Annotated in this window: 20 protein-coding genes; 12 read left to right on the forward strand and 8 right to left on the reverse strand. The window is 70.7% G+C overall.

All coding sequences use genetic code 11. From position 1 onward, the window contains the following. Positions 1-11: 11 nt before the first annotated feature. Complete coding sequence (locus tag AC1RJ9_RS13330; protein WP_492837373.1) at positions 12-1,550, reverse strand: acetolactate synthase large subunit; 1,539 nt, start codon at positions 1,548-1,550, stop codon at positions 12-14. Positions 1,551-1,667: 117 nt separating this feature from the next. Here AC1RJ9_RS13330 and AC1RJ9_RS13335 point away from each other — a divergent pair, with 117 nt between their 5' ends. Then, entirely contained in the window at positions 1,668-2,315 is a 648-nt protein-coding gene (locus AC1RJ9_RS13335; protein ID WP_492837375.1) for a lysoplasmalogenase, read from the forward strand. Here AC1RJ9_RS13335 and AC1RJ9_RS13340 read toward each other — a convergent pair. Continuing rightward, positions 2,281-4,110 (reverse strand): feruloyl-CoA synthase, encoded by a 1,830-nt coding sequence (locus AC1RJ9_RS13340; protein ID WP_492837376.1) that lies wholly within the window; start codon positions 4,108-4,110, stop codon positions 2,281-2,283. The genes AC1RJ9_RS13335 and AC1RJ9_RS13340 overlap by 35 nt on opposite strands. Before the next feature lie 154 nt (positions 4,111-4,264). Between AC1RJ9_RS13340 and AC1RJ9_RS13345 the strand changes: the two genes are divergently transcribed. Then, positions 4,265-4,615, forward strand: coding sequence for a YciI family protein (locus AC1RJ9_RS13345; protein ID WP_492837377.1), 351 nt, complete (start codon positions 4,265-4,267; stop codon positions 4,613-4,615). Beyond that, positions 4,612-5,826 carry an RNA polymerase sigma factor gene (locus AC1RJ9_RS13350; RefSeq protein WP_492837378.1) on the forward strand — a complete coding sequence of 405 codons (1,215 nt, stop codon included), beginning with the start codon at positions 4,612-4,614 and terminating at the stop codon, positions 5,824-5,826. Before AC1RJ9_RS13345 ends, AC1RJ9_RS13350 begins: the two co-directional genes overlap by 4 nt. Here the strand turns inward: AC1RJ9_RS13350 and AC1RJ9_RS13355 are convergent. Together AC1RJ9_RS13355 and AC1RJ9_RS13360 are read right to left on the reverse strand one after the other, a co-directional pair. Continuing rightward, entirely contained in the window at positions 5,823-7,157 is a 1,335-nt protein-coding gene (locus AC1RJ9_RS13355) for a dihydroorotase (protein WP_492837379.1), read from the reverse strand. The genes AC1RJ9_RS13350 and AC1RJ9_RS13355 overlap by 4 nt on opposite strands. Positions 7,158-7,221: 64 nt before the next feature. After that, positions 7,222-8,403, reverse strand: coding sequence for a glycosyltransferase family 9 protein (locus AC1RJ9_RS13360; protein ID WP_492837380.1), 1,182 nt, complete (start codon positions 8,401-8,403; stop codon positions 7,222-7,224). Between the two features lie 109 nt (positions 8,404-8,512). On the opposite strand from AC1RJ9_RS13360, the gene ygfZ reads away from it, so the two are divergent. Further along, a complete protein-coding gene (gene ygfZ / locus AC1RJ9_RS13365; protein ID WP_492837382.1) occupies positions 8,513-9,304 on the forward strand; it encodes a CAF17-like 4Fe-4S cluster assembly/insertion protein YgfZ in 792 nt (263 codons plus the stop codon). A 54-nt stretch (positions 9,305-9,358) separates the two neighbouring features. Further along, positions 9,359-9,949, forward strand: coding sequence for a DNA-3-methyladenine glycosylase I (locus tag AC1RJ9_RS13370; protein ID WP_492837383.1), 591 nt, complete (start codon positions 9,359-9,361; stop codon positions 9,947-9,949). Between the two features lie 18 nt (positions 9,950-9,967). Here the strand turns inward: AC1RJ9_RS13370 and AC1RJ9_RS13375 are convergent, their stop codons facing one another. Both AC1RJ9_RS13375 and AC1RJ9_RS13380 read right to left on the reverse strand, forming a co-directional pair. Further along, complete coding sequence (locus tag AC1RJ9_RS13375) at positions 9,968-10,858, reverse strand: glycoside hydrolase family 16 protein (RefSeq protein WP_492837384.1); 891 nt, start codon at positions 10,856-10,858, stop codon at positions 9,968-9,970. After that, a complete protein-coding gene (locus tag AC1RJ9_RS13380) occupies positions 10,855-12,882 on the reverse strand; it encodes an acyltransferase family protein (RefSeq protein WP_492837385.1) in 2,028 nt (675 codons plus the stop codon). The genes AC1RJ9_RS13375 and AC1RJ9_RS13380 overlap by 4 nt, the downstream gene beginning before the upstream one ends. A 120-nt stretch (positions 12,883-13,002) precedes the next feature. Here AC1RJ9_RS13380 and rnhB point away from each other — a divergent pair, with 120 nt between their 5' ends. From rnhB to AC1RJ9_RS13395, 3 genes are all read left to right on the forward strand, one after another. Then, positions 13,003-13,641, forward strand: a complete 639-nt coding sequence (gene rnhB, locus AC1RJ9_RS13385) for a ribonuclease HII (protein ID WP_492837386.1) — start codon at positions 13,003-13,005, stop codon at positions 13,639-13,641. 137 nt (positions 13,642-13,778) lie between these two features. Further along, complete coding sequence (locus AC1RJ9_RS13390) at positions 13,779-14,855, forward strand: site-specific DNA-methyltransferase (RefSeq protein ID WP_099575541.1); 1,077 nt, start codon at positions 13,779-13,781, stop codon at positions 14,853-14,855. Positions 14,856-15,108: 253 nt separating this feature from the next. Further along, a complete protein-coding gene (locus AC1RJ9_RS13395) occupies positions 15,109-15,543 on the forward strand; it encodes a hypothetical protein (RefSeq protein ID WP_492837387.1) in 435 nt (144 codons plus the stop codon). Here the strand turns inward: AC1RJ9_RS13395 and mutY are convergent. Continuing rightward, entirely contained in the window at positions 15,540-16,604 is a 1,065-nt protein-coding gene (gene mutY / locus AC1RJ9_RS13400; RefSeq protein WP_492837389.1) for an A/G-specific adenine glycosylase, read from the reverse strand. The genes AC1RJ9_RS13395 and mutY overlap by 4 nt on opposite strands. 47 nt (positions 16,605-16,651) lie before the next feature. Between mutY and AC1RJ9_RS13405 the strand changes: the two genes are divergently transcribed. The 4 genes from AC1RJ9_RS13405 to smc all read left to right on the forward strand — a co-directional run bounded on the left by AC1RJ9_RS13405 (position 16,652) and on the right by smc (position 22,126). Beyond that, positions 16,652-17,191: a DUF721 domain-containing protein gene (locus tag AC1RJ9_RS13405; protein ID WP_492837390.1), complete on the forward strand. Its 540-nt coding sequence runs from the start codon at positions 16,652-16,654 to the stop codon at positions 17,189-17,191. 156 nt (positions 17,192-17,347) lie between these two features. Continuing rightward, complete coding sequence (locus AC1RJ9_RS13410; RefSeq protein ID WP_492837575.1) at positions 17,348-17,947, forward strand: DsbA family protein; 600 nt, start codon at positions 17,348-17,350, stop codon at positions 17,945-17,947. Beyond that, positions 17,947-18,552 (forward strand): thioredoxin domain-containing protein, encoded by a 606-nt coding sequence (locus tag AC1RJ9_RS13415; protein ID WP_492837391.1) that lies wholly within the window; start codon positions 17,947-17,949, stop codon positions 18,550-18,552. Before AC1RJ9_RS13410 ends, AC1RJ9_RS13415 begins: the two co-directional genes overlap by 1 nt. 130 nt (positions 18,553-18,682) lie before the next feature. After that, positions 18,683-22,126 carry a chromosome segregation protein SMC gene (gene smc / locus AC1RJ9_RS13420; protein WP_492837392.1) on the forward strand — a complete coding sequence of 1,148 codons (3,444 nt, stop codon included), beginning with the start codon at positions 18,683-18,685 and terminating at the stop codon, positions 22,124-22,126. Here the strand turns inward: smc and AC1RJ9_RS13425 are convergent. After that, positions 22,123-22,902, reverse strand: coding sequence for a TSUP family transporter (locus AC1RJ9_RS13425; protein ID WP_492837393.1), 780 nt, complete (start codon positions 22,900-22,902; stop codon positions 22,123-22,125). The two genes, smc and AC1RJ9_RS13425, sit on opposite strands and share 4 nt — an antisense overlap. Between the last annotated feature and the right edge of the window lie 72 nt (positions 22,903-22,974).

The following is a 22,974-nucleotide window of genomic DNA, read 5'->3' on the forward strand; positions in this document are numbered from 1 at the left end:
CCTTTTTCTTGCTAAATCGCCGCCTCGATCAGGCGCGGACCCGGCGCCGCCATGGCCCGGGCGAAGGCGTCGTCGAAGGCTTCGGCGGTCTCGGCGCGTTCGGCCGGCATGCCCATCCCCTGAGCCAGCTTCACCCAGTCGATGCGAGGGTCGCTCAGATCCAGCAGCCGCGAGGCCGCCGGGCCCGGATTGCCGGCCCCGGTGCGGGAGAGCTCGATGCCGAGAATCCGGTAGGCGTGGTTGGCGAAGACCACGACGGTGACGTCCAGCTGCTCGCGGACGATCGTCCACAGGCCCTGCAGCGTGTACATGCCCGCTCCGTCGCCGGTCAGGGCCAGGACCTTGCGGTCCGGGCAGGCCACGGCGGCGCCGATCGCCAGCGGGATGCCCTGACCGATCGCGCCCCCCGTGAGAGACAGCCAGTCGTGGGCGCGGGCGGCCCTAGTCTGGGTGAAGATCGGCAGGCCGGCGGTCACCGCGTCGTCCGAGATCACCGTGTCCGTCGGCATGTGCCGCGCGACCGAGGCGCCGATCGCCCAGGCGTCCAGGCGGCCGGCCGGGGCGTCGGGCGCGGCATAGGTCTCGACGGGGCCCGCGGCCGGGGCGCCGATCGCGTCGGCCAGGGCGTTCAGGGCCGCCGCCGCGTCGACCTCGCGGCCGCACAGGGCTTCGACCGAACAGCCTTCGGGAACCAGCACGCTCGGCCGGTCCGGATAGGCGAAGAAGGCCACCGGACGCTGGGTCGAGACCAGGACCATCAGGTCGACCCCATCGAGGTCCTTCAGGGCCTGCTCGCCGAAATAGGGCAGCTTGTCGGGGCGGAAGCGGCCTTCGCCTCGCGCCTGTCGGGCCGTGAAGGTGTCGGTCAGGATGCGGACGCCGTGCGCCGCCAGCCGCCCGGCCGCCGCCAGGGCGACCTCGCCGCAGGCGCCCGAGCCCAGCAGCAGCACCGGCTTACTGGCGAACCCCAGCGCCTTGGCGACGCTATCGACAGCCGCCGTGTCGGGCTCGGCGAAGGCCGGCGGCGTGACGACCGGCCCCTTCACCGTCGCTTCGTTCCAGGCCGAGTCGGCGGGCAGGATCAGGCAGGCGTTCCCGCCGGGCGTTCCGTGGCTGGCGACGATCGCCTCGGCCGCCAGCGGGCCGACGCTGTCGGCGGTCTCTGCCGACTTGACCCAGAGCGAATTGGGGGCGGCCAAAGCGGCGATGTCGCTGTTCAGCGGCGCGTCGAAGCCGCGATGATAGGTGGCGTGATCGCCGATGACGTTGACCACCGGGGTGTACGCCCTGCGGGCGTTGTGCAGGTTGGCCGCGCCGTTGGCGTAGCCCGGCCCCAGATGCAGCAGGGTGCAGGCCGGCTTGCCGGCCATGCGGCCGTAGCCATCGGCGGCCCCCGTCGCCACGCCCTCGAACAGGCACAGCACCGAGCGCATGCGCGGCTCGCGGTCCAGGGCCGAGACGAACTGCATCTCGCTGGTGCCCGGATTGGCGAAGCAGGCGACGACCCCGTTGTCGGCCAGGGTGGTGATCAGGGCGTCCGCGCCGTTCATGCGTTCCTCCGCTTTTTAGGCCTCTTGTCTCCGACATTTCGGCAAGCAGGCCAACCCGGTTGCGCATCAGCCGATCGCCATTGCAGTCTGATCGGCAAAATCGGGGGGAGACATTCGATGCAAGGGATGAGCGCGGCCGCGCGTTGGACGCTGATCGCGTCGGTGATCGCCGGCGTCAGCTATGTGGCGACGTGGATGCTGGACCTGCCGCCGGGCGTCGAGACGGCCTTGAAGGGCGCCGGCGTGGCGCTGCTGGCGGTCCATGCGGCTTTGCGGGCCAAGAGCCTGGATGGCTGGCTGCTGGCGGCCGTGATGGCCTTTGGCGCGGGCGGCGACGTGTTGCTGGAGACCCACGGCCTGACGGTCGGGGCGGTGTCGTTCCTGCTGGGCCATGTGGTGGCCAGCGGGCTCTATCTGCGGCATCGCAAGCCGGGGACCTTGATCCCGCTGGTCCTGATTCCGGTCGTGGTCGGGATCGCTTATCTGCTCCCGCACGATCGAGCCGGCGCGCCGGGCATTGCGTTCTACAGCCTGTTCCTGGCGGTCATGGCCGCCACGGCGTTGATGAGCCGTTTTCCGGTCAAGACCGTCGGCATCGGCGCGTTGATGTTCGTGGTCTCCGACCTGCTGATCTTCGCCCGGCAAGGCGACCTGCCCGACAACCTGGCCACCGGCCTGGCGGTCTGGGGCCTCTACTATTTCGGCCAGCTTCTGATCTGTCTGGGGGTGGCTAAAGAACTAGAACCCCGTCGTCCGGTATCGTAGCGAACAGCCGCGCCAGCTCGTTCGGCCGCCGGTCCCGCGCCAGGGCCTGGTTGATGTAGCCCTTGTCGGTCAGTTCGCCGCTGGCCGCGTCGGGCGCGCCGTCCAGGATCAGGGCGCGCAGCACCTTGCCGCCGCCGCCCTTGGCCGAGGCGTTCATGCGCGAAAGGCCGTCGACGATCGCCGCCCGCACGGCCGCCTCGTCTCCCCCTCTTTCGTCTTTCAGCCGCTCGCAGGCCTTGGCGTCGAGGAACAGCATCAGGCCGACGCCGTCCTGGCCCTCGCCGCAGACCACCGCGTCGGAGACCACGCCGCCGATCGCCGACACCGCCGCCACCCGCAGGGCCCCGGCCGCGACGAAGGTGCCGCTGGCCAGCTTGAAGTTCTCGACCAGCCGCCCGTCGAACACCAGCCCCGCCGCCGGGTCCTCCGGATCGGCCAGCCGGGCGGCGTCGCCCAGGCGGTAGAAGCCGTCTTCGTCGAAGGCCTGCTCGGTGGCTTCCGGCTGATCCAGATAGCCCGGCGAGACCTGCGGCCCCTTCACCCGGACCTCGAACTTGCCGCCGTCTCCGGCCGGAACCAGCTTCACGGCGGTGCCTGGCGTCGGCAGTCCCACCATGCCCGAGCGGGCGTTCAGCCAGTGGATGTTGCAGGCCGTCGGCCCGGTCTCGGTCGCGCCATAGCCGGCCGCGAAGGTGATCCGCTCGCCGATCGTCCGCACCGCCACGGTCTGGACGCGATCCAGGATCGACTGGGCCATCGAGGCCCCGCCGTACTGCAGCACCCGCACCTTTTCGAAGAACCTGGCCGCCAGCGCCTCGTCGCGCTCCAGCTCGCCGACGAACAGCCCCCAGCCGGCGGGGACCATGTTGTGATAGGTCGTCGCCACCTCGCGCAGGTTCCGCACCGTCTCGGCGAAGCGGCCGGGCGCGGGCTGGCCGGCGTCGATGTACAGGGTCCCACCCCGGTGCAGCACCATGTGCAGGATGGCGTTGGCCCCCAGGCTGTGGCTCCAGGGCGCGGAATTGACCAGCACGGGCGGCTCGGGATCGGCGTAGCAGGCCTCGATCTGGGCGGCGTTCAGCGCGATGTTGGCGTGGGTGCAGACCACCGCCTTGGGCCGTCCCGTGGAGCCCGAGGTCAGCAGCAGCTTGGCGATGTCGTCGGGCAGGGCGATCGGCTCGATCGGCGGACTCTCCAGCAGGTCGTCGAAGGCGATATCGCCCGGCCGCGCGTGGCGGCTGACCACGACCGGCAGGCCGGCCAGGAACGGCGCGGCCAGGGCGTCGCCGAACGCTTCGGCGTCGTCGGCATAGACGGCCGCCGGCTTCAGCCGCTCGACGGCGTGTTGCAGCCGGGTCAGGTCCGCGCCCTTCAGCCCGTACTGCGGCGAGACCGGCGCGGCCGGCGCGCCCAGGCTCATGGCGGCATAGGCGATCAGGGCGTGGTCGACGCCGTTGCGGGCCAGGATCAGCAACGGCTGGCCGCGCGAAAGGCCGAGGTTCGCGAGCCCGCCGGCCAGGGCCGCGACCTTGGCCTTGGCCTCGCCGTAGCTCACCTTTCGCCAGTCGTCGCCCCCCTGCCCATTGGCGCGCTCGGCCAGCCAGACCCGGTCCGGCGCCTCGGCGGCCCAGCGCGCCAGCGGCTCGGTCGTGGTCCGCACCGCGTTCGAATAGGCCATCGGATTGCGCAGGATCAGCGTCTCGCCCTCATGGCCCCCAAGTCGCTCGACCTCCAGCGCGCGGGGCGCGTAGCGGGCGTCGCGGAAGGGAGCGGTGTGGGGGCTGGATCCGTCCATGCCCTGTTATGCGACCGCCAGCGGCGCGGTTCAATCCGGGCGCCGCGGCGCCCCTCTCGACATTTTTCGTTGTCCGCTGTCGAATCTCGCGGAGCCGGCGCGTCTCAGAGGTCGAAGCGCCGCGATGGTCGCGGGCTCGTCGGGAGATATCGCCATGCAATACGCCCTTTTGATCTACGAGAACGAAGACCTCTACCGCGCGGGCGACGGCCGGGCGATGGACGAGATCATCGCCGCCCACCAGGCCCTGGCCGGCGAGTTGGCGGCCACGGGCGTCCTGAAGGGCGGCTCGGGCCTGAAGACGGTCGACACGGCCACCACCGTGCGCAAGACCGACGGCCAGCACGCCCTGCACGACGGTCCCTATGCCGAGGCGCGCGAACAGCTGGGCGGCTTCTATCTGGTCGAGGTTCCGGACCTGGACGCGGCTCTGGCCATCGCCAGGCGGATCCCACTGGCCGGCGACGGCGCGGTCGAGGTCCGCCCGATGATCGAGGAAGATTGAAGACCCTCGACCAGACCGCGCGGGAGGCCGGCGGGCGCATCGTCGCCGCCCTGGCCGCGACCTTCCGCGACCTGGACCTGGCCGAGGAGGCCTGGGCCGAGGCCTGTGCGCGGGCCGCCGCCGTCTGGCCGACGGCCCCGCCCCTGGACCCGGCCGCCTGGCTTTACGCCACGGCGCGGCGCCATGCGATCGATATCATCCGTAAGCGGATCGTTCGTCGGCGCCTGGCGCCGGACGCCCCCGAACCCCAGCCCTCCGCCGAGGACATCCTGGCCTGCGACGCCCGTCTGATCCCCGACGAGCGGTTGCGGCTGATCTTCGTCTGCTGTCATCCGGCCGTCGCGCCCGAGGCTCGCGCGGCCCTGACCCTGAGGCTGGTCTGCGGCCTGTCCGTGGAGGAGATCGCACGCGCCTTCCTGGTCGCCGAGCCGGCCATGTTCCAGCGCCTGACTCGCGCCAAGAAGAAGATCGCGGAGGCCGGGGTGTCGTTCGAAGTCCCCGGTCCCGAGGCCTGGCCCGAGCGCCTGGCGGCCGTGCTCTCGACCCTGGAGGTCGCCTATGCCCGAGCCCACGAAGACGCCGCAGGGACCGGCCAGCATGCCGGCTATGCCCGCGAGATGCTGGACCTGACGGCGGTATTGGCCGAGCTGCTGCCGAACGAGCCGGAATGCCTGGCCTTCGCCGCCCTGGTCCGCTTCGCCGAGGCGCGGCGGCCGGCGCGACTGGATGCGGACGGGGCGATAGTCCCGCTGTCGGAGCAGGATCCCAAGCTGTGGCGGCGACCGCTGATCCTGGAGGGCCAGTCCCTGCTGCGGGCGGCCGCGCGCTTGAATCGGCCTGGGCCGCGCCAGCTGCGGGCGGCGCTGCACGGCGTCTGGTGCGTGCGCCGCGCACTGGCCGAACCGCCGCCCTGGTCTGCCGCCCTGGCGCTGTACGACCTGTTGCTGGCCTGGCGGGAAGATCCATTCGTCCGGATCAACCGCGCCGTGGTGCTGGCGGAGGTGGCGGGACCGGCGGCGGCGCTCGCCGAGGTGGATGGATTGGACGCCGCGCGGCTGGACGACTTCCAGCCGTTCCATGCCGTGCGCGCCGACCTGCTGGCGCGGCTGGGCCAGCGGGACGAAGCGCTGGAGGCCTATGATCGGGCGCTGGACATGGCGCCCGGATCGGCGGAGCGGCGATGGTTGATCCGTAGGCGGACGGAACTCTAGCCAGCCAGCGTCTCCAGGAACCGCACCGGCTCGCCCTTGCCTTCCGCGACGATCTCGTCGTCGCGCATGACCACGACGCCGCGCACGATGGTCGCCATCGGCCAGGCCTTGGCTTCGAAGCCGTCGAAGGGGGTCCAGCCCGAGCGGGTGGCCATCCAGTCGTGGGTGATCGTGCGGCGGGCCTTCATGTCGACGATGGTGAAGTCGGCGTCGAAGCCCTCGGCGATGCGGCCCTTGTCGGCCAGGCCGAACACGCGGTTGACGCCATGGCTGGTCAGGTCGACGAAGCGCTCGAGGCTGAGCTTTCCGTCGACCACGTGGGTCAGCATGACCGGCACCAGGGTCTGGACGCCCGGCATGCCCGACGGCGAGGCCGGATAGGGCCGAGCCTTCTCCTCGCGGGTGTGGGGGGCGTGGTCGCTGCCCAGGACGTCGGCGATGCCCGCGTCGACGCCGCGCCAGACGCCGGCCACGTGGTCGGCCGAGCGGATCGGCGGGTTCATCTGCGCGAAGCCCTTCAGCCGCTCATAGGCCTCGGGCGCCACCAGGGTCAGGTGCTGGGGCGTGACCTCGACGCTGGCGACATCCTTGTTCTGGGCCAGGAAGTCGATCTCTTCCTTGGTCGTGACGTGCAGCACGTGGATGCGCTTGCCCAGCGACTTGGCGATGCGGACCAGGCGATGGGTCGACTGCAGGGCGGCCTGGGCGTCGCGCACCTCCGGGTGGCTGGTCCAGTCGCCGGGACGGGCCAGGTGGCGGCGGTCGGCCAGGCGGTACTCATCTTCCGAGTGGAAGGCCGCGCGGCGATTGACGTGGCGCAGCACGTTCTCGACGCCCTCGTCGTCCTGCACCAGCAGCGAGCCCGTCGAGGCGCCCATGAACACCTTGATGCCGCAGCAGCCCGGCAGGCGCTCCAGCTCGCCCAGGAACTTAGCGTTCTCGTGGGTGCCGCCGACATAGAAGGCGTGGTCGGTGTGCATCCGGTTCCTGGCGCGGGCCAGCTTGTCGGCCAGGGCGTCCGGGTCGGTTGTCGTCGGCTCGGTGTTGGGCATCTCGAAGACGGCGACCACGCCGCCCAGGGCCGCGCCGCGCGAGCCGCTCTCCAGGTCTTCCTTCCACTCCAGCCCCGGCTCGCGGAAATGGACCTGGCTGTCGATGACGCCCGGCAGGACGGTCAGGCCGGTCGCGTCGAACACCTCGCCGGCCGAGGCGTGGGAGAGGTCGCCGATGGCGACGATCTTGCCGCCCCGGACGCCGATGTCGGCGATCCCGCGTCCCGCGTGGTTCACCACTTCGCCGCCACGCACGATCAGGTCGAAAGTCTGGGTCATGGGACGGCTCCTGGCGATAGGTTGAGGCGGTCGTAGGACCGGCTCGCTCGCGAGGCAACCGAAACTAGCTGGCGTCCCGCTCGGCCGCGCGTTCCTCGGCCAGGGCCTCTTCGACGACGGCCAGTTCAGGCGAAACCTCCTCGACCGACGCCTCGACGGGTTCGGGCGCGGGCTCTTCGGCCAGCGGCGCGATCTCGGCGCCGGCGGCCTCCTCGGCGATCGTGTCCTCGACCACCGCTTCCTGCGGCGAGACCTCGGCGCTCGGCTCGGTGCGGATCAGCAAGGCCTTGGCCTCGCGGACCACCGTGGCCACCGGAAGGTCGCTCATGTGGCGGATGGCCTGCGAGAGGTCCGGGTCGACGGCCAGGAACTGGTCGAAGCCGCGCGGCCCCCGCACCGCCACGGCCTTGTCGCCCCAGGGCGCATAGCGGCGCTCGTCCGAGGGTCCGAACAGGCCTAGGGTCGGCGCGCCGGCCGCGGCGGCGATGTGCATCAGGCCCGAGTCGTTGCCGATGAACAGGCGCGCCCGGCGCAGGCAGGCATAGGCGGTCAGCAGGTCCACCTTGCCGGTCAGGTCGATGGTGCGGCCGCGGGCCGAAGCCCTGCGCAGTTCCTCGATCATGCGGGTGTCCTCGGGTCCGCCCAGGATCAGCAGGCGCCCCCCGGCCATCGGGCCGTCCTTGTCGAGCAGCTGGGCCACCGTCTGGGTGAAGCGCTCGATCGGCCAGACCTTGCCGACCCAGTTGGCGGCCGGCCCGACGGCCAGGATCGGTCCCTCCCCCTGTCCTGCGATTGGGGCCAGCAGATCATCCGCCAGGGCCTGGACATCGGGCGTGATGTAGAGGTGCGGCGCGGGCGGGTCGCCTTCCAGCTTCAGGGTGCGGGCGGCGTCGACTACCTTGTGCACGACCTCGCCCGGCAGCTTCTTCCAGATCGCCCGCTTGTCGCGGCGCAGGAAGAGGGCCGTGGCCGATCCGCGCAGGTCGACGACCAGGCTCCACTTCTTGTGGCGCACCTGCCGCCAGAGCTTGAACCAGTGGCCCTTGCCCTTGCCCTTCTCCATGACGATCACGCGGTCCAGACCCGGCACGTGGGCGAACAGCGGCGCGGCCAGCGGACCGGCGACAATCGTGAAGCGGGCGTTGGGAATCTGGTCGGCCAGCATCCGGATGAGGCCGGACGAAAGCACCGCATCACCGATGCGGGTGGCCGTGATGAAGAGAATCGGGAAAGCCCGCTGTGTCATCGGACTATCCATAGATCAGTCGGCGAGTCGGCGCATCCCACGTTAACAGTTGAGCTTTCCCCCTTTTCAGGGACTGGTTTTGGTGGGGACTCGGCGCCACATCTGCGGGATGAGCTCGCTTAATGTCGCCCGCCTCGCTTCCCGCGCCGTCATCGCCGTGTCCGGCCCGGACTGGAGAAGCTTCCTGCAGGGTCTGCTGACCCAGGACGTCGAGACCCTCGCGCCGGGCGAACTGCGCTTTTCCGGCCTGCTGACGCCGCAGGGCAAGCTGCTCTACGACCTGTTCGTGGCCGGTACTGAAGACGGCGCCCTGCTGGACGTGGCGGCCGAGCATCGCGCGGCGATCCTGCAACGCCTGACCATGTACCGCCTGCGCGCCAAGGTGACGCTGGAGGCCAGCGACCGGCCGGTGCTGGCGGTGTTCGGCGGCGAAGCGTCGGGTCAAGGCCTGTATGCCGACCCGCGCCTGTCGGCCCTGGGCGCGCGCGCCTATGACGACCGCCCCTCCACCACCGACGAGGACGCCTACGAGGCCCATCGCCTTGCCCTCGGCGTCCCCGGCCCCGCCGACTGGGGCAGCGAGACGACCTATCCGATCGAGGCCGACTTCGACCTGATGGCCGGCATCGACTTCAAGAAGGGTTGCTTCGTCGGCCAGGAGACGACCAGCCGCATGAAGCGGCGCGGCGTGATCAAGAACCGCATGCTGCCGATCGTCTTCGACGGCCCCGCCCCGGCCTTCGGGACCGAGGTGCTGGCCGGGACCTTGCGGGCCGGCGAGGTGCTGAGCGGCCGCGACGGCCGGGCCCTGGCCCTGCTGCGCCTCGACCGCATCGAGGGCGCGGACCTGACGGCCGACGGCCGGCCGGTGCGCGTCGACCGTCCGGCCTGGCTGGCCTAAAGAACGGCTCGCCTAGGGTCTTTCGTTCTCGAAAAGTTCTGCTAGCGTCACCGCATGACCGAGATCACGCGCTGCACCTGGAAGGGCATGAACGGCGACCCGTTCTACGAGGCCTATCACGACGATGAATGGGGCGTTCCCGAGTGGGACAGCCGCGCCCTGTGGGAGAAGCTGGTGCTGGACGGCTTCCAGGCCGGACTGTCGTGGATCACCATCCTGCGCAAGCGCGAGGGGTTCCGCGCCGCCTTCGCCGACTTCGATCCTGAGAAGGTCGCCCGCTTCGACGAGACCGACCGCGCTCGCCTGATGGCCGACGCCGGCATCATCCGTTCGAACGGCAAGATCGACGCGGCCATTTCGGGCGCGCGGATCTATCTGGACATGCGCGAGCGCGGCGAGGACTTCGGCCAATTCCTGTGGGACATGGTCGGCGGCGCGCCGATCCAGAACGCATGGCGCGCCGGCGAGGTCCCGGCCCAGACGCCGCTGGCGGTCGACATGGCCAAGGCCCTGAAGGCCAAGGGCTTCAAGTTCTGCGGCCCGGTGATCGTCTACGCCTTCATGCAGGCCACCGGCCTGGTCAACGACCACCTGGTGACGTGCTATCGGCATGAGGAATGCCGGGCGATGGCCAGGCGGGTCTAGGGACGGAGGCTCCTTCAACTAAGCCCCCCGCTGGCTCACCCTCACCCAATCCACCTCCATCGTCGCCGGCAGGGCGGTCTCGTCGACGCCCTTGGCGTTGGCGCTCTCGGGCCAGCGGCCACCGAAGGCCAGGTTGAGGATCAGGTGAAAGGGCTGGTCGAACGGCGCGGCGGTTGCCTCCCCCTTCTCGTCGCGCTTCCACTGCGCCGCCTTGGCCTCGGCATAGCGCTGGCCGTCGACGAACCAGACGATGGCTTCGGGCGACCACTCGACCGCGTAGACGTGGAAGCCGGTGGGAGAGGCCGGCATCGGCGTGGCCGTGCTGACCTGCCGGTGGGCCCCGGCCGCATCGCCGGCGAAGTGGATCGTGCCGAAGATCCGGTTCTCGCGGCCGCCCTCGCAGGATCCGCACGGCGCGCCCAGATTGACCGTCTCCAGGATGTCGATCTCGCCCGAGCGGGGCCAGCCGCCATAGGCCGAGCGCTCCGGCATCATCCAGATCGCCGGCCAGACGCCCTGGCCGCCGGGGACGCGGGCCCGCGCCTCGATCCGGCCGTAGAGCCACGAGGCCTTGCCCTTGGTCAGGATCTTGCCCGAGGCGTAGTCGCCGGTCTTCATCGGCCCCGTCGGCCCGGCCCACGGATTGGTCAGGCCCTGTGTCCTGCGCTTGATCGTCGTCAGCTTCAGCACGCCGCCGCCCACGGACACCGTCTGCGGGCTGAACACGTAGCACTGCCGCTCGTCATTGCCGCCTCCGCCGCAGTCGGCGGCATAGGTCCACTTGGTGTCGTCCAGCCGGTCGCCGTCGAATTCGTCGGACCAGACCAGCTTCCAGTCCGCCTCCTGGGCGTGGGCCGGCGCGGCGGCGGACAGCAGGGCGATGGCGACAGCCAGGGTCTTGAAGGTCATGGCCCATCTAGGCGCGCCGGATCCGGTTTCTCCAAGCGTGACCAGCCCGTTTCCAGCCAGGCCGGCGCCAGGCGGCGCGCGCCCGAGGCGCTGAGATGGTCGTCGTCGAAATAGATCGGCTCCCCGTCCATCATCGCCAGGCAACGACCGTTGCGGCACAGGGTTTCGGACGGGAACACCACCGCCACGTTCGGGCGATCCTGGACGGCGGCGCGCAGGGCGTCCTCGGCCGGTAAAGCCCGCGACAGAGGCAGGTCGGCGGCGACGCTGGCGCAGACCCCCGGCCGGCCGCCGAGCTGCTTCTGCTGGGCCAGGCACTCGGGCGCGCCCAGGGTCAGCTCCGGGAACGGCCCGATCACCAGCACTCGGACATCGGGCCGGCGACGGGCGATGGCGTCCAGCGTGGCCTTCAGGGCGGTCGACACGCGCTGACGCTTCCCGGGCTGGCCGATCACCTCCATCGTCACGCGCGGCGAGTTGACGTCGTAGAACGGCGGCGCGTCGCGATAGAGCGGCCAGCGGCCCATCAGCACCACCAGCTTCAGCTTTCGGTCCGAGGCGATCAAGGCCATGGCCTGGTCGGCGGCGGCCGCGCACTCCAGCTTGAATCGGTACATCGTGCGGACATTGACCCCGACCAGCGGCGGGCAGCCGCCGCGCGCTGCCTCACGGACGCTCCAGCCGCGCGGCGCGGCCCATTCGACCACGCCGGGGGTCAGGGCGTCGGCGTGGGAGTCGCCCCAGACCAGGACGTCGTCGCCCGCACTCCCTGGCTCCGCGCCGAAGCGGCAGTCGTCGGGCTTGGCCGTCCTCGCCTTCTCGAAACAGGCCTTTCGGGCCGGGTTGACGTCGGTCTCCTCCAACTCGGCCAGGGCCTTGGCGGCCGGGGACAGGCGCTGGGGCAGGCCGTGGCTGAGGAACAGCACCGCGCCGGCGGCCATCGGGACCAGCAGCGGCAGCAGCCGGACGCCGAGACGCCGCCAGGGCCGCTCGACCGGACCGCGCCGGAACGGCTGCTCAATGAGCTTCCAGGTCGCGACGGCCAAAGCCAGGGACAGGGCGACGAGGCCCAGGCGCTGCAATATCGTCAGCGGCTGCTGGGCGACGTCGGCGGCCAGGACCAGCAGCGGCCAGTGCCAGAGATAGAGCGAGTACGACACCCGCCCCAGGCCCACGACCGGCGCCAGGCGCAGGACGGCCGGGCCCGGCCAGGCGCCCATGCCGCACCAGATCAGCAGCGCTGTCCCCAGGCAGACCGGAACGGCCGAGAGCCCCGGGAAGGCGCTGGCCTCGTTCAGCAGGGCCAGACTGCCGGCGATCATCAGTCCGCCGATCACGCCGGCCAGATTGGCCGTGGTCCGGTCCCCCGGCGGCTTGACCAGGCCCAGGGCCAGAACCCCGCCGACCAGGAACTCCCAGACCCGCGTCGGCAGGCCGAAGAAGGCCCAGGTCGTCGCCCCCCGCCCGACCAGCGCCTGAGCCAGCACCAGCGAGGCCAGCAGCAGGAGCAGCGCCAGAGTCGCTCGCCGACCCCGCAGAGGTTTCCACCACAGCAGCGCGATCAGCGCCGGCCAGACGAGATAGAACTGCTCCTCGACACCCAGCGACCACAGGTGCAGCAGCGGGTTCTGCTGGGCGCCGGGCGCGAAATAGCCGGCGGTCTGGGCGAACAGCATATTGGCCGCGAACAGGCCCGAGGCCGCCGTCGCCGCGCCGGTCATGGCCAGCAGGCGCGGCATCTCGATCACCACCGCCAGGGCCGCCGTGACCAGCACGACCAGCAGATAGGCGGGGATGATCCGCCGCGCCCGGCGCAGGTAGAAGCCGGCCCACGAGAAGGTCCCCGCCTCACGCGCTTCGGCGATCAGCCGGGTGATCAGGAAGCCGGAGATGACGAAAAAGACGTCGACCCCGACGAAGCCGCCGGGCAGCAGGCCCGGAAAGGCGTGGTGGATGACGATGGCCGCCACCGCCACGGCGCGCAGGCCGTCGATGTCGCGCCGATAGGCCTGGCCGGTGTCCATGCTCGCCTCAAATATTACACTCGTAATCAATTGGGCGGCGACACCCGTCAGCCGTCAAGAGAAATTATTACATCCGTAAACTCCTTTTCCGGAGCCGCGAACCGGCCTAAACACCGGCCCATGCGCACCGGACCCGACATGATGCTGGAGCTGGCCTGCGGACCGGGGCCGGTCTGCGGGGTGGACGAGGCCGGGCGCGGTCCCTGGGCCGGGCCGGTCAGCGCCGGCGCCGTGATCCTGGATCCCGACCGGGTGCCCAAGGGCCTCAACGACTCCAAGAAACTCACCGCCAAGGCCCGCGCCGCCCTGGAGGAAGAGATCAAGGCCGTCGCCATCGCCTGGGGCGTCGGCATGGCCTCGATCGACGAGATCGCCGAGCTCAACATCCTGCACGCCGCGGGCCTGGCCATGTGCCGGGCCATCGAGGGTCTGTCGGTGACGCCCGCCATCGCATTGGTTGATGGAAATTACGCCTTCAAGCTGCCCTGCCCGATCAAGACCGTGGTCAAGGGCGACAGCCTGTCGTGCTCGATCGCCGCCGCCTCGATCCTGGCCAAGGAGGCCCGCGACCGGATCATGGTCGAGATGGACGCGGTCTATCCCGGCTATGGCTTCGCCGGCCACAAGGGCTATCACGCCCCGATCCACGTCGAGGGCCTGCGCAAGCTGGGCCCTTCGCCGATCCACCGCATGGGCTGGGCCCCGGTGAAGGCCGCGCTGGCCGGTGAGCTGGCGCTGGGCGACGACCTAGACCTCTGATCCGAAAGAGGTTTTGAGTCTGATCGGACTCAAGACCACGCGTTTTGCGCGCATTAACGCCCCGCTAACCACGTCTGCTCACCTCGCATTTACCAGCAAGACTCATGATTCCGTTCTCTTTTGTAGGGACGCGGGACATGAAGTTCGGGCCGGAAACCATCATCCTGGGCGACTGCATCGAGCAGATGAACGCCCTGCCGGAGAAGTCGGTCGACCTGATCTTCGCCGATCCGCCCTACAACCTGCAGCTGGGCGGCGACCTGCTGCGTCCCGACAATTCCAAGGTCGACGCCGTCGACGACCACTGGGACCAGTTCGAGAGCTTCGCCGCCTACGACAAGTTCACCCGCGAATGGCTGAAGGCCGCCCGCCGCGTGCTGAAGGACGACGGCGCGATCTGGGTGATCGGCAGCTATCACAACATCTTCCGCGTCGGCGTGGCCGTGCAGGACCTGGGTTTCTGGATCCTCAACGACATCGTCTGGCGCAAGTCCAACCCGATGCCCAATTTCAAGGGCACCCGCTTCGCCAACGCCCACGAGACCCTGATCTGGGCCTCCAAGAGCCAGAACGCCAAGCGCTACACCTTCAACTACGACGCCCTGAAGATGGCCAATGACGAGGTGCAGATGCGCTCGGACTGGACCATCCCGCTGTGCACCGGCGAGGAGCGCATCAAGGGCGTGGACGGCCACAAGGCCCACCCGACCCAGAAGCCGGAAGCCCTGCTCTATCGGGTGATCCTATCGACGACCAAGCCGGGCGACGTGATCCTGGATCCGTTCTTCGGCGTCGGCACCACCGGCGCGGCCGCCAAGCGCCTGGGCCGCAAGTTCATCGGCATCGAGCGCGAGGCCGAATATCTGGAACACGCCAAGGCCCGCATCGCCAAGGTCGTGCCGATCGCGCCGGAAGACCTGGACGTCATGGGTAGCAAGCGCGCCGAGCCGCGCGTGCCGTTCGGCACGATCGTCGAGAGCGGCCTGCTGTCGCCGGGCGACACCCTCTACTGCTCCAAGGGCAATCACGCCGCCAAGGTCCGCCCGGACGGCTCGATCACGGTCGGCGACCTGTCCGGCTCGATCCACAAGATCGGCGCCCTGGTGCAGAGCGCGCCAGCCTGCAACGGCTGGACCTACTGGCACTTCAAGACCGACGCGGGCCTCGCCCCGATCGACGTCCTGAGGGCGCAGGTGCGGGCGGGGATGAACTGAGGCGCTCATTTTCGCGCAACCGCCTTGCGTGACCCAACCCGAGGCGGCAATGTTCACCTTATGATCCGCCCCGGTAGAATTCCCGCCAGCAAGGCGGTGGTGAGCGCAGTTCCTTTTCGCGATCCGCGGAGCGGAAGCGTTCTGCAAGAGATTCGACGCCCTGACGGCAGCAAGGTCATCGCCCTGAGCCGCGATACGCATGAACGGGCTCTGTCTCGCGCCAAACTCGTCCTGGCCAGGAAATAACCGCCGCATGGCGACGACCGACCACAATCCGGTCTTCGACCAGTTGGTCCGCGCCTCGGACGATATTGAAGGTTTCATCGCTTACGGCCTCTACAAGCAAGCCAAGCGCGAGTGGCTGTTCGAACACCGCGCTCGCGAAGGCAGAGCTCCGACGGTGGCCGAGTTGCGCGGCTTCTCCCGGCAATGGACGCCTACAACGCTTCAGGCCTTCCGCGAGACCGCCGACAGCGCCCTATCCGCCTATGCCCAGATCGCGCTCGAGGATCAGACGCCCTCCATTCAGCGCGATGCCTTGCTACGCGGCCGACCGTTGTGGAAAGACGTAATGATCGGCGTGGTGTCGGCGCTCAGCTATTCCGTACTTCTCGTGATCGCCGCGTTCCTGCTGAAAATCTTCGGCAATGACTTCCTTGACGCGCTGGGGACGTTCGCGCGCGATTAGAGCAGCCGCTCCGCCGCCAGCGCTGCTTTCAGGAACACGCTGGGCAGCGCGCCCAGGCCTTCGCGCGGGGTCCAGACGAAGTCGCCAGCGTTCACGCCGTCTGCCGCGAACACCCGCAGCGTCAGGGAGAAGTGCGTGAAGACGTGCTCGACCGCGCCGAGGTCGCGCCAGGCGACCGCGACCGGCGCGGCGGCCACCGCCTCGGCGTCGGAGAACGGCGCGGCGCGCCAGTCGCTAGTCGGCAGGCCCAGCATCCCGCCCAGCAGGCCCTTGGGCGGACGGCGGACCAGAGCCATGTCGTCGCCGCGCGTCAGGACATAGGCCACGCCGTGGCGGCGCGGGCGGTCGGCCTTCTTGGTCTTGCGCGGATAGCTCTCGGGCGCGCCGCCCTTATAGGCCGCGCACCAGTCCGAGATCGGGCAGCGGTCGCACAGCGGGGCCTTGGGTTTACAGACCGTGGCTCCGAGATCCATCAGCGCCTGGGCCCAGTCGCCGGGGCGATCGTCGGTGACGAGCTCTCCGGCCAGGGCCTTGAGTTCCGGCTTGCTGTCCGGCATCGGCGCCTCGACGGCGAACAGCCGCGCCATCACCCGCTCGACATTGCCGTCGACGACATTGGCGGCGCGGCCGAAGGCGATGGCGGCCACGGCGGCGGCGGTATAGGCCCCGACGCCGGGAAGGGCGCGTAAGGACTCCTCGGTATCCGGGAAGACGCCGCCGTGCTGGTTCGCCACCGCCCGCGCGCAGGCCAGCAGGTTGCGGGCCCGGGCGTAGTAGCCGAGCCCCGCCCAGGCGGCCATCAGGTCGCCGTCGTCCACCGCCGCGAGATCCGAGACCGTCGGCCAACGCTCGGTGAAGCCCAGGAAATAGGGCGTGGCGTGCGGCACGGTGGTCTGCTGCAGCATCACCTCCGACAGCCAGACGCGGTAGGGGTCGCCCCGCATGCCGGCGCGGCGGTCGGCGGGCGAGACGCGCCAGGCCAGGGTCCGGGCCTGGGCGTCATACCAGGCCAGCAGGGCCGCGCGGATCGCATCGCGACGAGAAAGGGATTGGGCTTTCATCATCCCTCGCCTACCGCGAACCGAGCCCCGCATGCTAGTTTCCTCGCATGCGCCGCCCCCTGCCCACCGCGGAAGAAGCCCTCGCGATCCTGCGCGCCAAGCGTACGCGTCCGCAGCGCCGTCCGCCGCCACCCGCCGGCAAGAGCCTGGCGCCGTTGCTGAAGTCGCTGGAAGAGCGCTTCGGCAAGGGGCCCGCCGCGCTGCAGGCCCGCTGGCGCGAGATCGTCGGCGACACGCTCGCGCGTCGGACGGAGCCCGTCCGCATCATAAAAGGCCGCAATGGCGAAGGCGGCGCGCTGGAGCTGCGCGTCGACGGCCCGGTGGCCTCGCTGATCCAGCACCAGGCGCCGCAGATCACCGCCCGCCTCGACATGCTGCTGGGCAAGGGCGTCGTCACCCGCCTGCGCATCGTCCAGGGCCCCGTGAAGGCCGCCGCCGCGCCGGTCGCACAACGTCCGCGCCGCAAGCCGCCGCTGGACGCGGCGCTGGAAAAGCAGCTCTCCGACAGCCTGGCCGACCAGCCCGACGGCGGTCTCAAGGACGCCCTGCTGAAACTGGGCCGCGGCGTGCTGCGCGAGCATCCCTGAGCTCTTGATCGGCCCAACCTTCCAATTGACAACCCGGCCCCGATCACGCTGTTGCAAGCCTTACCCTCGCCCTTTTCCCGGGGCCTAAGAATCGCGCTTAACTTCACCGCTGCGCTGCAAGGAAGAACGAACATGCGTCCGCTGACCCGCCGGCTTATGACCGCCGTCGCCCTCACCGCCTCGCTGGGCGCGCTCGCCGCTTGCGGCGCTCAGGGGACCAAGGTCACCGCCGACGACATGACCCTGGGCAACCCCGCCGCCAAGGTGACCGTGGTCGAGTACGCCTCGGTCGCCTGCCCGCACTGCGCCACGTGGAACGCGGAAGTCTTCCCGGCCTTCAAGGCCAAGTACATCGACACCGGCAAGGTCAACTACGTGGCCCGCGAAGCCCTGACCGGCGAGCCTCGCCTGGCCAACGCCGGCTCCATGCTGGCCCGCTGCGCCGGCAAGGATAAGTACTTCCAGGTGACGGACGCGATCTATCACGCCCAGGCCAGCATCTTTCAGACCGGCGACATCCGCGGCGAGCTGCTGACCATCGCCCAGGCGGCCGGCATGAGCGAAGATCAGTTCAACGCCTGTCTGACCGACGAGAAGGCCGCCAAGTCGGCCGAGCGCATCGAAAAGTGGATGAAGGCCGACAAGATCGAAGGCACTCCGACCTTCATCGTCAACGGCAAGAAGGTCGGCGGCGAGTCCGGCGGCGAGGTCACCCTGGCCCAGCTGGACGCCGCCATCGCGGAAGCCTCGAAGTAATGGGTCTCGACCGGCGCGCGCTGATCTTCTCGGGCCTCGCTGTCGCGGCGAGCCCTCTGGCCGCGCGCGCCGCGCCGCTGCCGCCGGTCCCGGGCGAGATGGTGCTGGGCTCGGCCAAGGCGCCGGTGCAGCTGGTGGTCTACGCCTCGGCCAGCTGCCCGCACTGCGCCCACTGGTGGACCACGGTGCTGCCGGAGGTCCGCAAGGCCTTCATCGACACCGGCAAGGTGCGCCTGGTGTTCCGCGAGTTCCTGACCCCGCCCAACGAGTTCGCGGCCGCCGGCTTCATCCTGGCCCGCCGCATCCCGGGCAAGTACTTCGAGGTGCTGACCACCGTCTTCCAGAAGCAGGAAGAGATCTATCGCAGCGAGAAGCTGTTCGAGGGCCTGCAGGCGATCGGCAAGCAGTACGGCCTGACCGACGCGCAGTTCAAGGCGACGCTGGAAGATCCGGCGGCGCTGAAGGGCGTCAACGACCGCATGGCCAAGGCGGTGGACGATGGCGTCGAGGGCACGCCGACCTTCTTCGTCAACGGCGCCCCCTACGATCACAGCGCCGACTTCGCCGTGCTCTCCAAGGCCTTCGCCGCCGCGGCGAAGGGCTAGAGCGTGGCAGCCGAAAGTGCGAGCGGTTTCGGCGCCTGCCACGCTCCAGGCAAACAGATAGAGCCTGTTTATCCGTTTCTGATGGTCCCATCAGAAACGGACAGGCTCTAGGCCCCAGGGGACCGCCTCCGTGCAGTTCCAGCGCCTGCGCCTTTCGGGCTTCAAGTCCTTCGTCGAGCCGACCGAGTTCCGGATCGAGCCCGGGCTGACGGGCATCGTTGGCCCGAACGGCTGCGGCAAGTCCAACCTGCTGGAAGCCCTGCGCTGGGTGATGGGCGCCAATTCCGCCAAGGCCATGCGGGCCGGCGGCATGGACGACGTGATCTTCGCCGGCAGCGGCGCGCGGCCGGCGCGCAACCACGCCGACGTCGCCCTGACCATCGACAATGCCGACCGCACCGCGCCGGCCCAGTTCAACGACGACCCGGTGCTGGAGGTCGTGCGACGGATCGACCGCGGCGAGGGCTCGACCTACAGGATCAACGGCCGCGAGGTCCGGGCCCGCGACGTCCAGCTCCTGTTCGCCGACGCCTCGACCGGCGCCAACTCGCCGGCCCTGGTCCGCCAGGGCCAGATCAGCGAGCTGATCGGCGCCAAGCCGCAGAACCGCCGCCGCATCCTGGAAGAGGCCGCCGGGGTCTCGGGCCTGCACACCCGCCGCCATGAGGCCGAGCTGCGCCTGCGAGCGGCCGAGAGCAATCTGGCCCGGCTGGAGGATGTCGCCCGCGAGCTGGAGACGGCGCTGAATCGCCTGCGCCGCGAAGCCCGCCAGGCCGAGAAGTACAAGCGCCTGTCGTCCGAGATCCGGGCCGTGCAGGGCGCGGTGCTCTACACCCGCTGGACCGAGGCCCGCGACACGCTGGAGCGGACCACGAGCGAGGCCACCAACGCCGCCCGCCTGGTCGAGGAAACGGCCCGCGCCAGCGCCGCCGCCCAGGTGGCGATCACCGAGGCCGAGGCCGCCATGCCGCCCCTGCGGGAAGAGGCGACCATCGCCCAGGCGATCCTGGGCCAGCTGGCCATCCAGAAGGACCGCGCCGAGCGCGAGGCCGAGGCCGCCGCCGCCGAGTTCGAACGCCTCTCCAATGACCTGGCCCGCATCGACGCCGACCTGGCCCGCGAGGCGCAGGCCAAGGACGACGCCGCCGCCGCCCTGGCGCGCATCGACGCCGAACTCACGGAGGTGCGGGAGCTGGTCGCCGCCGCGCCGGAGCGCGGGCCCGAACTCGCCGCCGCCGCCAAGACCGCCGAGGAGGCCCGCGCCGCCGCCGAGGCCGCTGTCGAGCAACTGGCCGCCCGCGTCGCCGCCGAGGAGGCCCAGTTCCGCGCCGCCGCAGCGCGCTTCTCGGAAGCCGAGGCCCGCGCCAACCGCACCAACCGCGCCCTCGACCAGGCCAGGGCCGAGCGGGCGGCCGTCGGCCCCGAGATCGACCCGGCCGCCGCCGACGCCCGCCAGCGCTTTGACAACGCGCAGGCCGCCCTGGCCGCCGCCCGCGCGGCGCTGGAGGAGGCCGAGGCCGAACGGGTCAAGGCCGCCGAGCAGGAGGCCCAGGCCCGCCAGCTGGCCCGCAATGTCGAGGACCAGCTCGGTCGCCTGCGGACCGAAGCCCGCGGCCTGGCCCAGCTGACCGCCCCCCGCTCCAAGAGCGGCCACGCCCCCGCCCTCGATAGCGTCTCGCCGGACAAGGGCTATGGCGCGGCCCTCGCCGCGGCGCTGGGCGACGACTTGGACGCCGCGCTCGACGCCACGGCGCCGTCCTACTGGGGCGGGGCCGAGGCGCCGGCCCCGACCTGGCCCGAGGGCGCGCAGCCGCTGGCCCCGCTCGTGAAGGCGCCGCCCGCCCTGGCCGCCCGTCTCTCGCACGTCGCCGTCGTGGCCCGCGCCGATGGTGACCGGCTGCGAGCCGCGCTGAAGCCCGGCATGCGCCTGGTGTCCAAGGAAGGCGACTTGTGGCGCTGGGACGGCTTCGTGGCTCGCGCCGACGCGCCCAAGCCGGCCGCCGTGCGGCTGGAACAGCGGACGCGCCTAGCCGAGGTCGAGACCGAGATCGACCTCATGACCCCGCGCGCCGAGGCCACCGCCGCCGCGCTGAAGACCGCCGCCGACCGGATGCGCGCCGTCGAGGACCTGCTGCGCGACAAGCGCCGGGGTCCGCCGGACGCCGAGCGCCTGCTGAACGGCGCTCGCGAGGCCGTCGCCAAGTTCGAGCGCGAGCAGGCGATGCGGGCCGCCCGCGCCCAGTCGCTGGACGACACCATCGCCCGCTTCGAGGCCGAGAAGACCGAGGTCGACGCGGCCTTGGCGGAAGCCCGCGCGGCCCACGCCGCCGCCCAGACCTCGGGCGACCTGCAGCCTGAACTCGCGCAGGCGCGTCAGGCCTCGGCCCAGGCCCGGGAGGCCGCCAGCGCCGCCCGCACGGCGCTGGACGTCGAGACCCGCGAGCGCGCCGGCCGCCAGCGCCGCCTGGAGAGCCTGGAGCGCGACCGCGCCGACTGGGCCAAGCGCGCCGAAACCGCCGCCAAGCGCGGCGAGTCCCTCGAGGCCGACCGCGTGAAGGCGGCCGCCGCCCTGGACGGCGCCCGCGAGGCGCCGGCGGCGCTGAAGGAAAAGCTGCTGGTCCTGCTGGACGAGTTCGCCGCCGCCGAAGCCCGTCGCGCCAAGGCCAGCGACGCCCTTGAGGCCGCCGAGACCACCCGCCTCCACAACGACCGCGCCGCCCGGGCCGCCGAGCAGGCCGCCGGCGAGGCCCGCGAGAAGCGCGCGGCCCTGGTCGCCCACCTGGACGGGGCTCGCCAGCGCTTTGGCGAGGTCGCCTCGGCGATCCGCGAGCAGGCCCGCATGGAGCCCGAGGAGCTGGGCCGTCACGTCGCCGGCGAGGCCGTGGCCGTCCCGAAGGACGCCGCCGGGGTCGAGGCCCACCTGTTCGCCCTGGAACGCGAGCGCGACGCCATCGGTCCGGTGAACCTGCGCGCCGAGGAGGAGGCCCAGGAATATGCCGGACGCCTGGAGACCATGAGGGTCGAGCGCGCCGATCTGTCAGGCGCGGTCGGCAAGCTGCGGGCCGGCATCGAGGAGCTGAACGCCGAGGGCCGCGAGCGCCTGCTGGCCGCCTTCGACGTGATCAACGCCAACTTCCAGACCCTCTTCCAGGCCCTGTTCGGCGGCGGCCAGGCCGAGCTGAAGCTGATCGAGAGCGACGATCCGCTGGAGGCCGGTCTCGAGATCTTCGCCTGCCCGCCCGGCAAGCGCATGGCCAGCATGAGCCTGATGAGCGGCGGCGAGCAGGCCCTGACCGCCAGCGCCCTGATCTTCGGCGTGTTCCTGGCCAATCCGGCCCCGATCTGCGTGCTGGACGAAGTCGACGCGCCGCTGGATGACGCCAATGTCGACCGCTACTGCAACATGCTGGACGAGATGCGCCGGCGCACCCAGACCCGCTTCATCGCCATCACCCACAACCCGGTGACCATGAGCCGGATGGACCGCCTGTTCGGCGTGACCATGGCCGAGCGCGGCGTGAGCCAGCTGGTCAGCGTCGACCTGTCCACCGCGGAGAAGCTCGTCGCGGCCTAGAACCCGGCCGCCTGGCGTAGCGGATTGCTCGGATCCGCCAGCAGCTTCACGGCCATGGCGCACGAGATCACCACCAAGAGCGGCCGGATCAGCTTGGGTCCGAAGCGCATGGCCAGCCGTGAGCCGACCTGGGCGCCGATGAACGCCCCGGCGGCCATGGCCAGGCCCACCGGCCAGACGACCGCGCCCTTGAGCACGAACAGGCTCAGGCTGCCCACATTGCTGGCGGCGTTGGCCAGCTTGGTGTGGGCCGTGGCCTTCAGCACGCCGTAGCCCAGCAGGGTGACGATCGCGACCATGTAGAAGGCCCCGGCGCCAGGTCCGAAGATGCCGTCGTAGAAACCGACCAGCGGGGCGACGAAGCAGGCGAACGGGATCAGCGCCATGCGCGGCGCGACGTCCTCGGTCTTGAGGGCGCGCGAGAAGCCGAAATAGAGGGCGATGGCGATCAGCAGCAGCGGCACGATGGCCCGCAGCAGCTGCGGCGACAGCAGGCTGGCGCAGAGCGCGCCGCACAGGCCCGCGACCGCGGCCGGGCCGGCCACCGGCAGGGCCGTCTTCCAGTCGATCAGGCCGCGACGGGCGAAGGCCGTCGTCGAGGACAGGGCGCTGACCGCGCCTTGCAGCTTGTTGGTGCCGAGGGCCTGGATCGGCGACAGGCCCGCCAGCAGCAGGGCGGGCAGGGTCACCAGACCGCCGCCGCCCGCTATGGCGTCGAGCGCGCCGGCGAGCGCGGCGACCACGAACAGGCTGGCGATGACGTCGAGATGGACCATGAGCGGCTCATGGTCCGGTTCGAGGCGTCGATCAAGGGAAAGGCATGGCAAAGAAAAAGGGGCCTCGATAAG

The organism is Caulobacter sp. GW822-FHT07D08 (genome assembly GCF_058798735.1).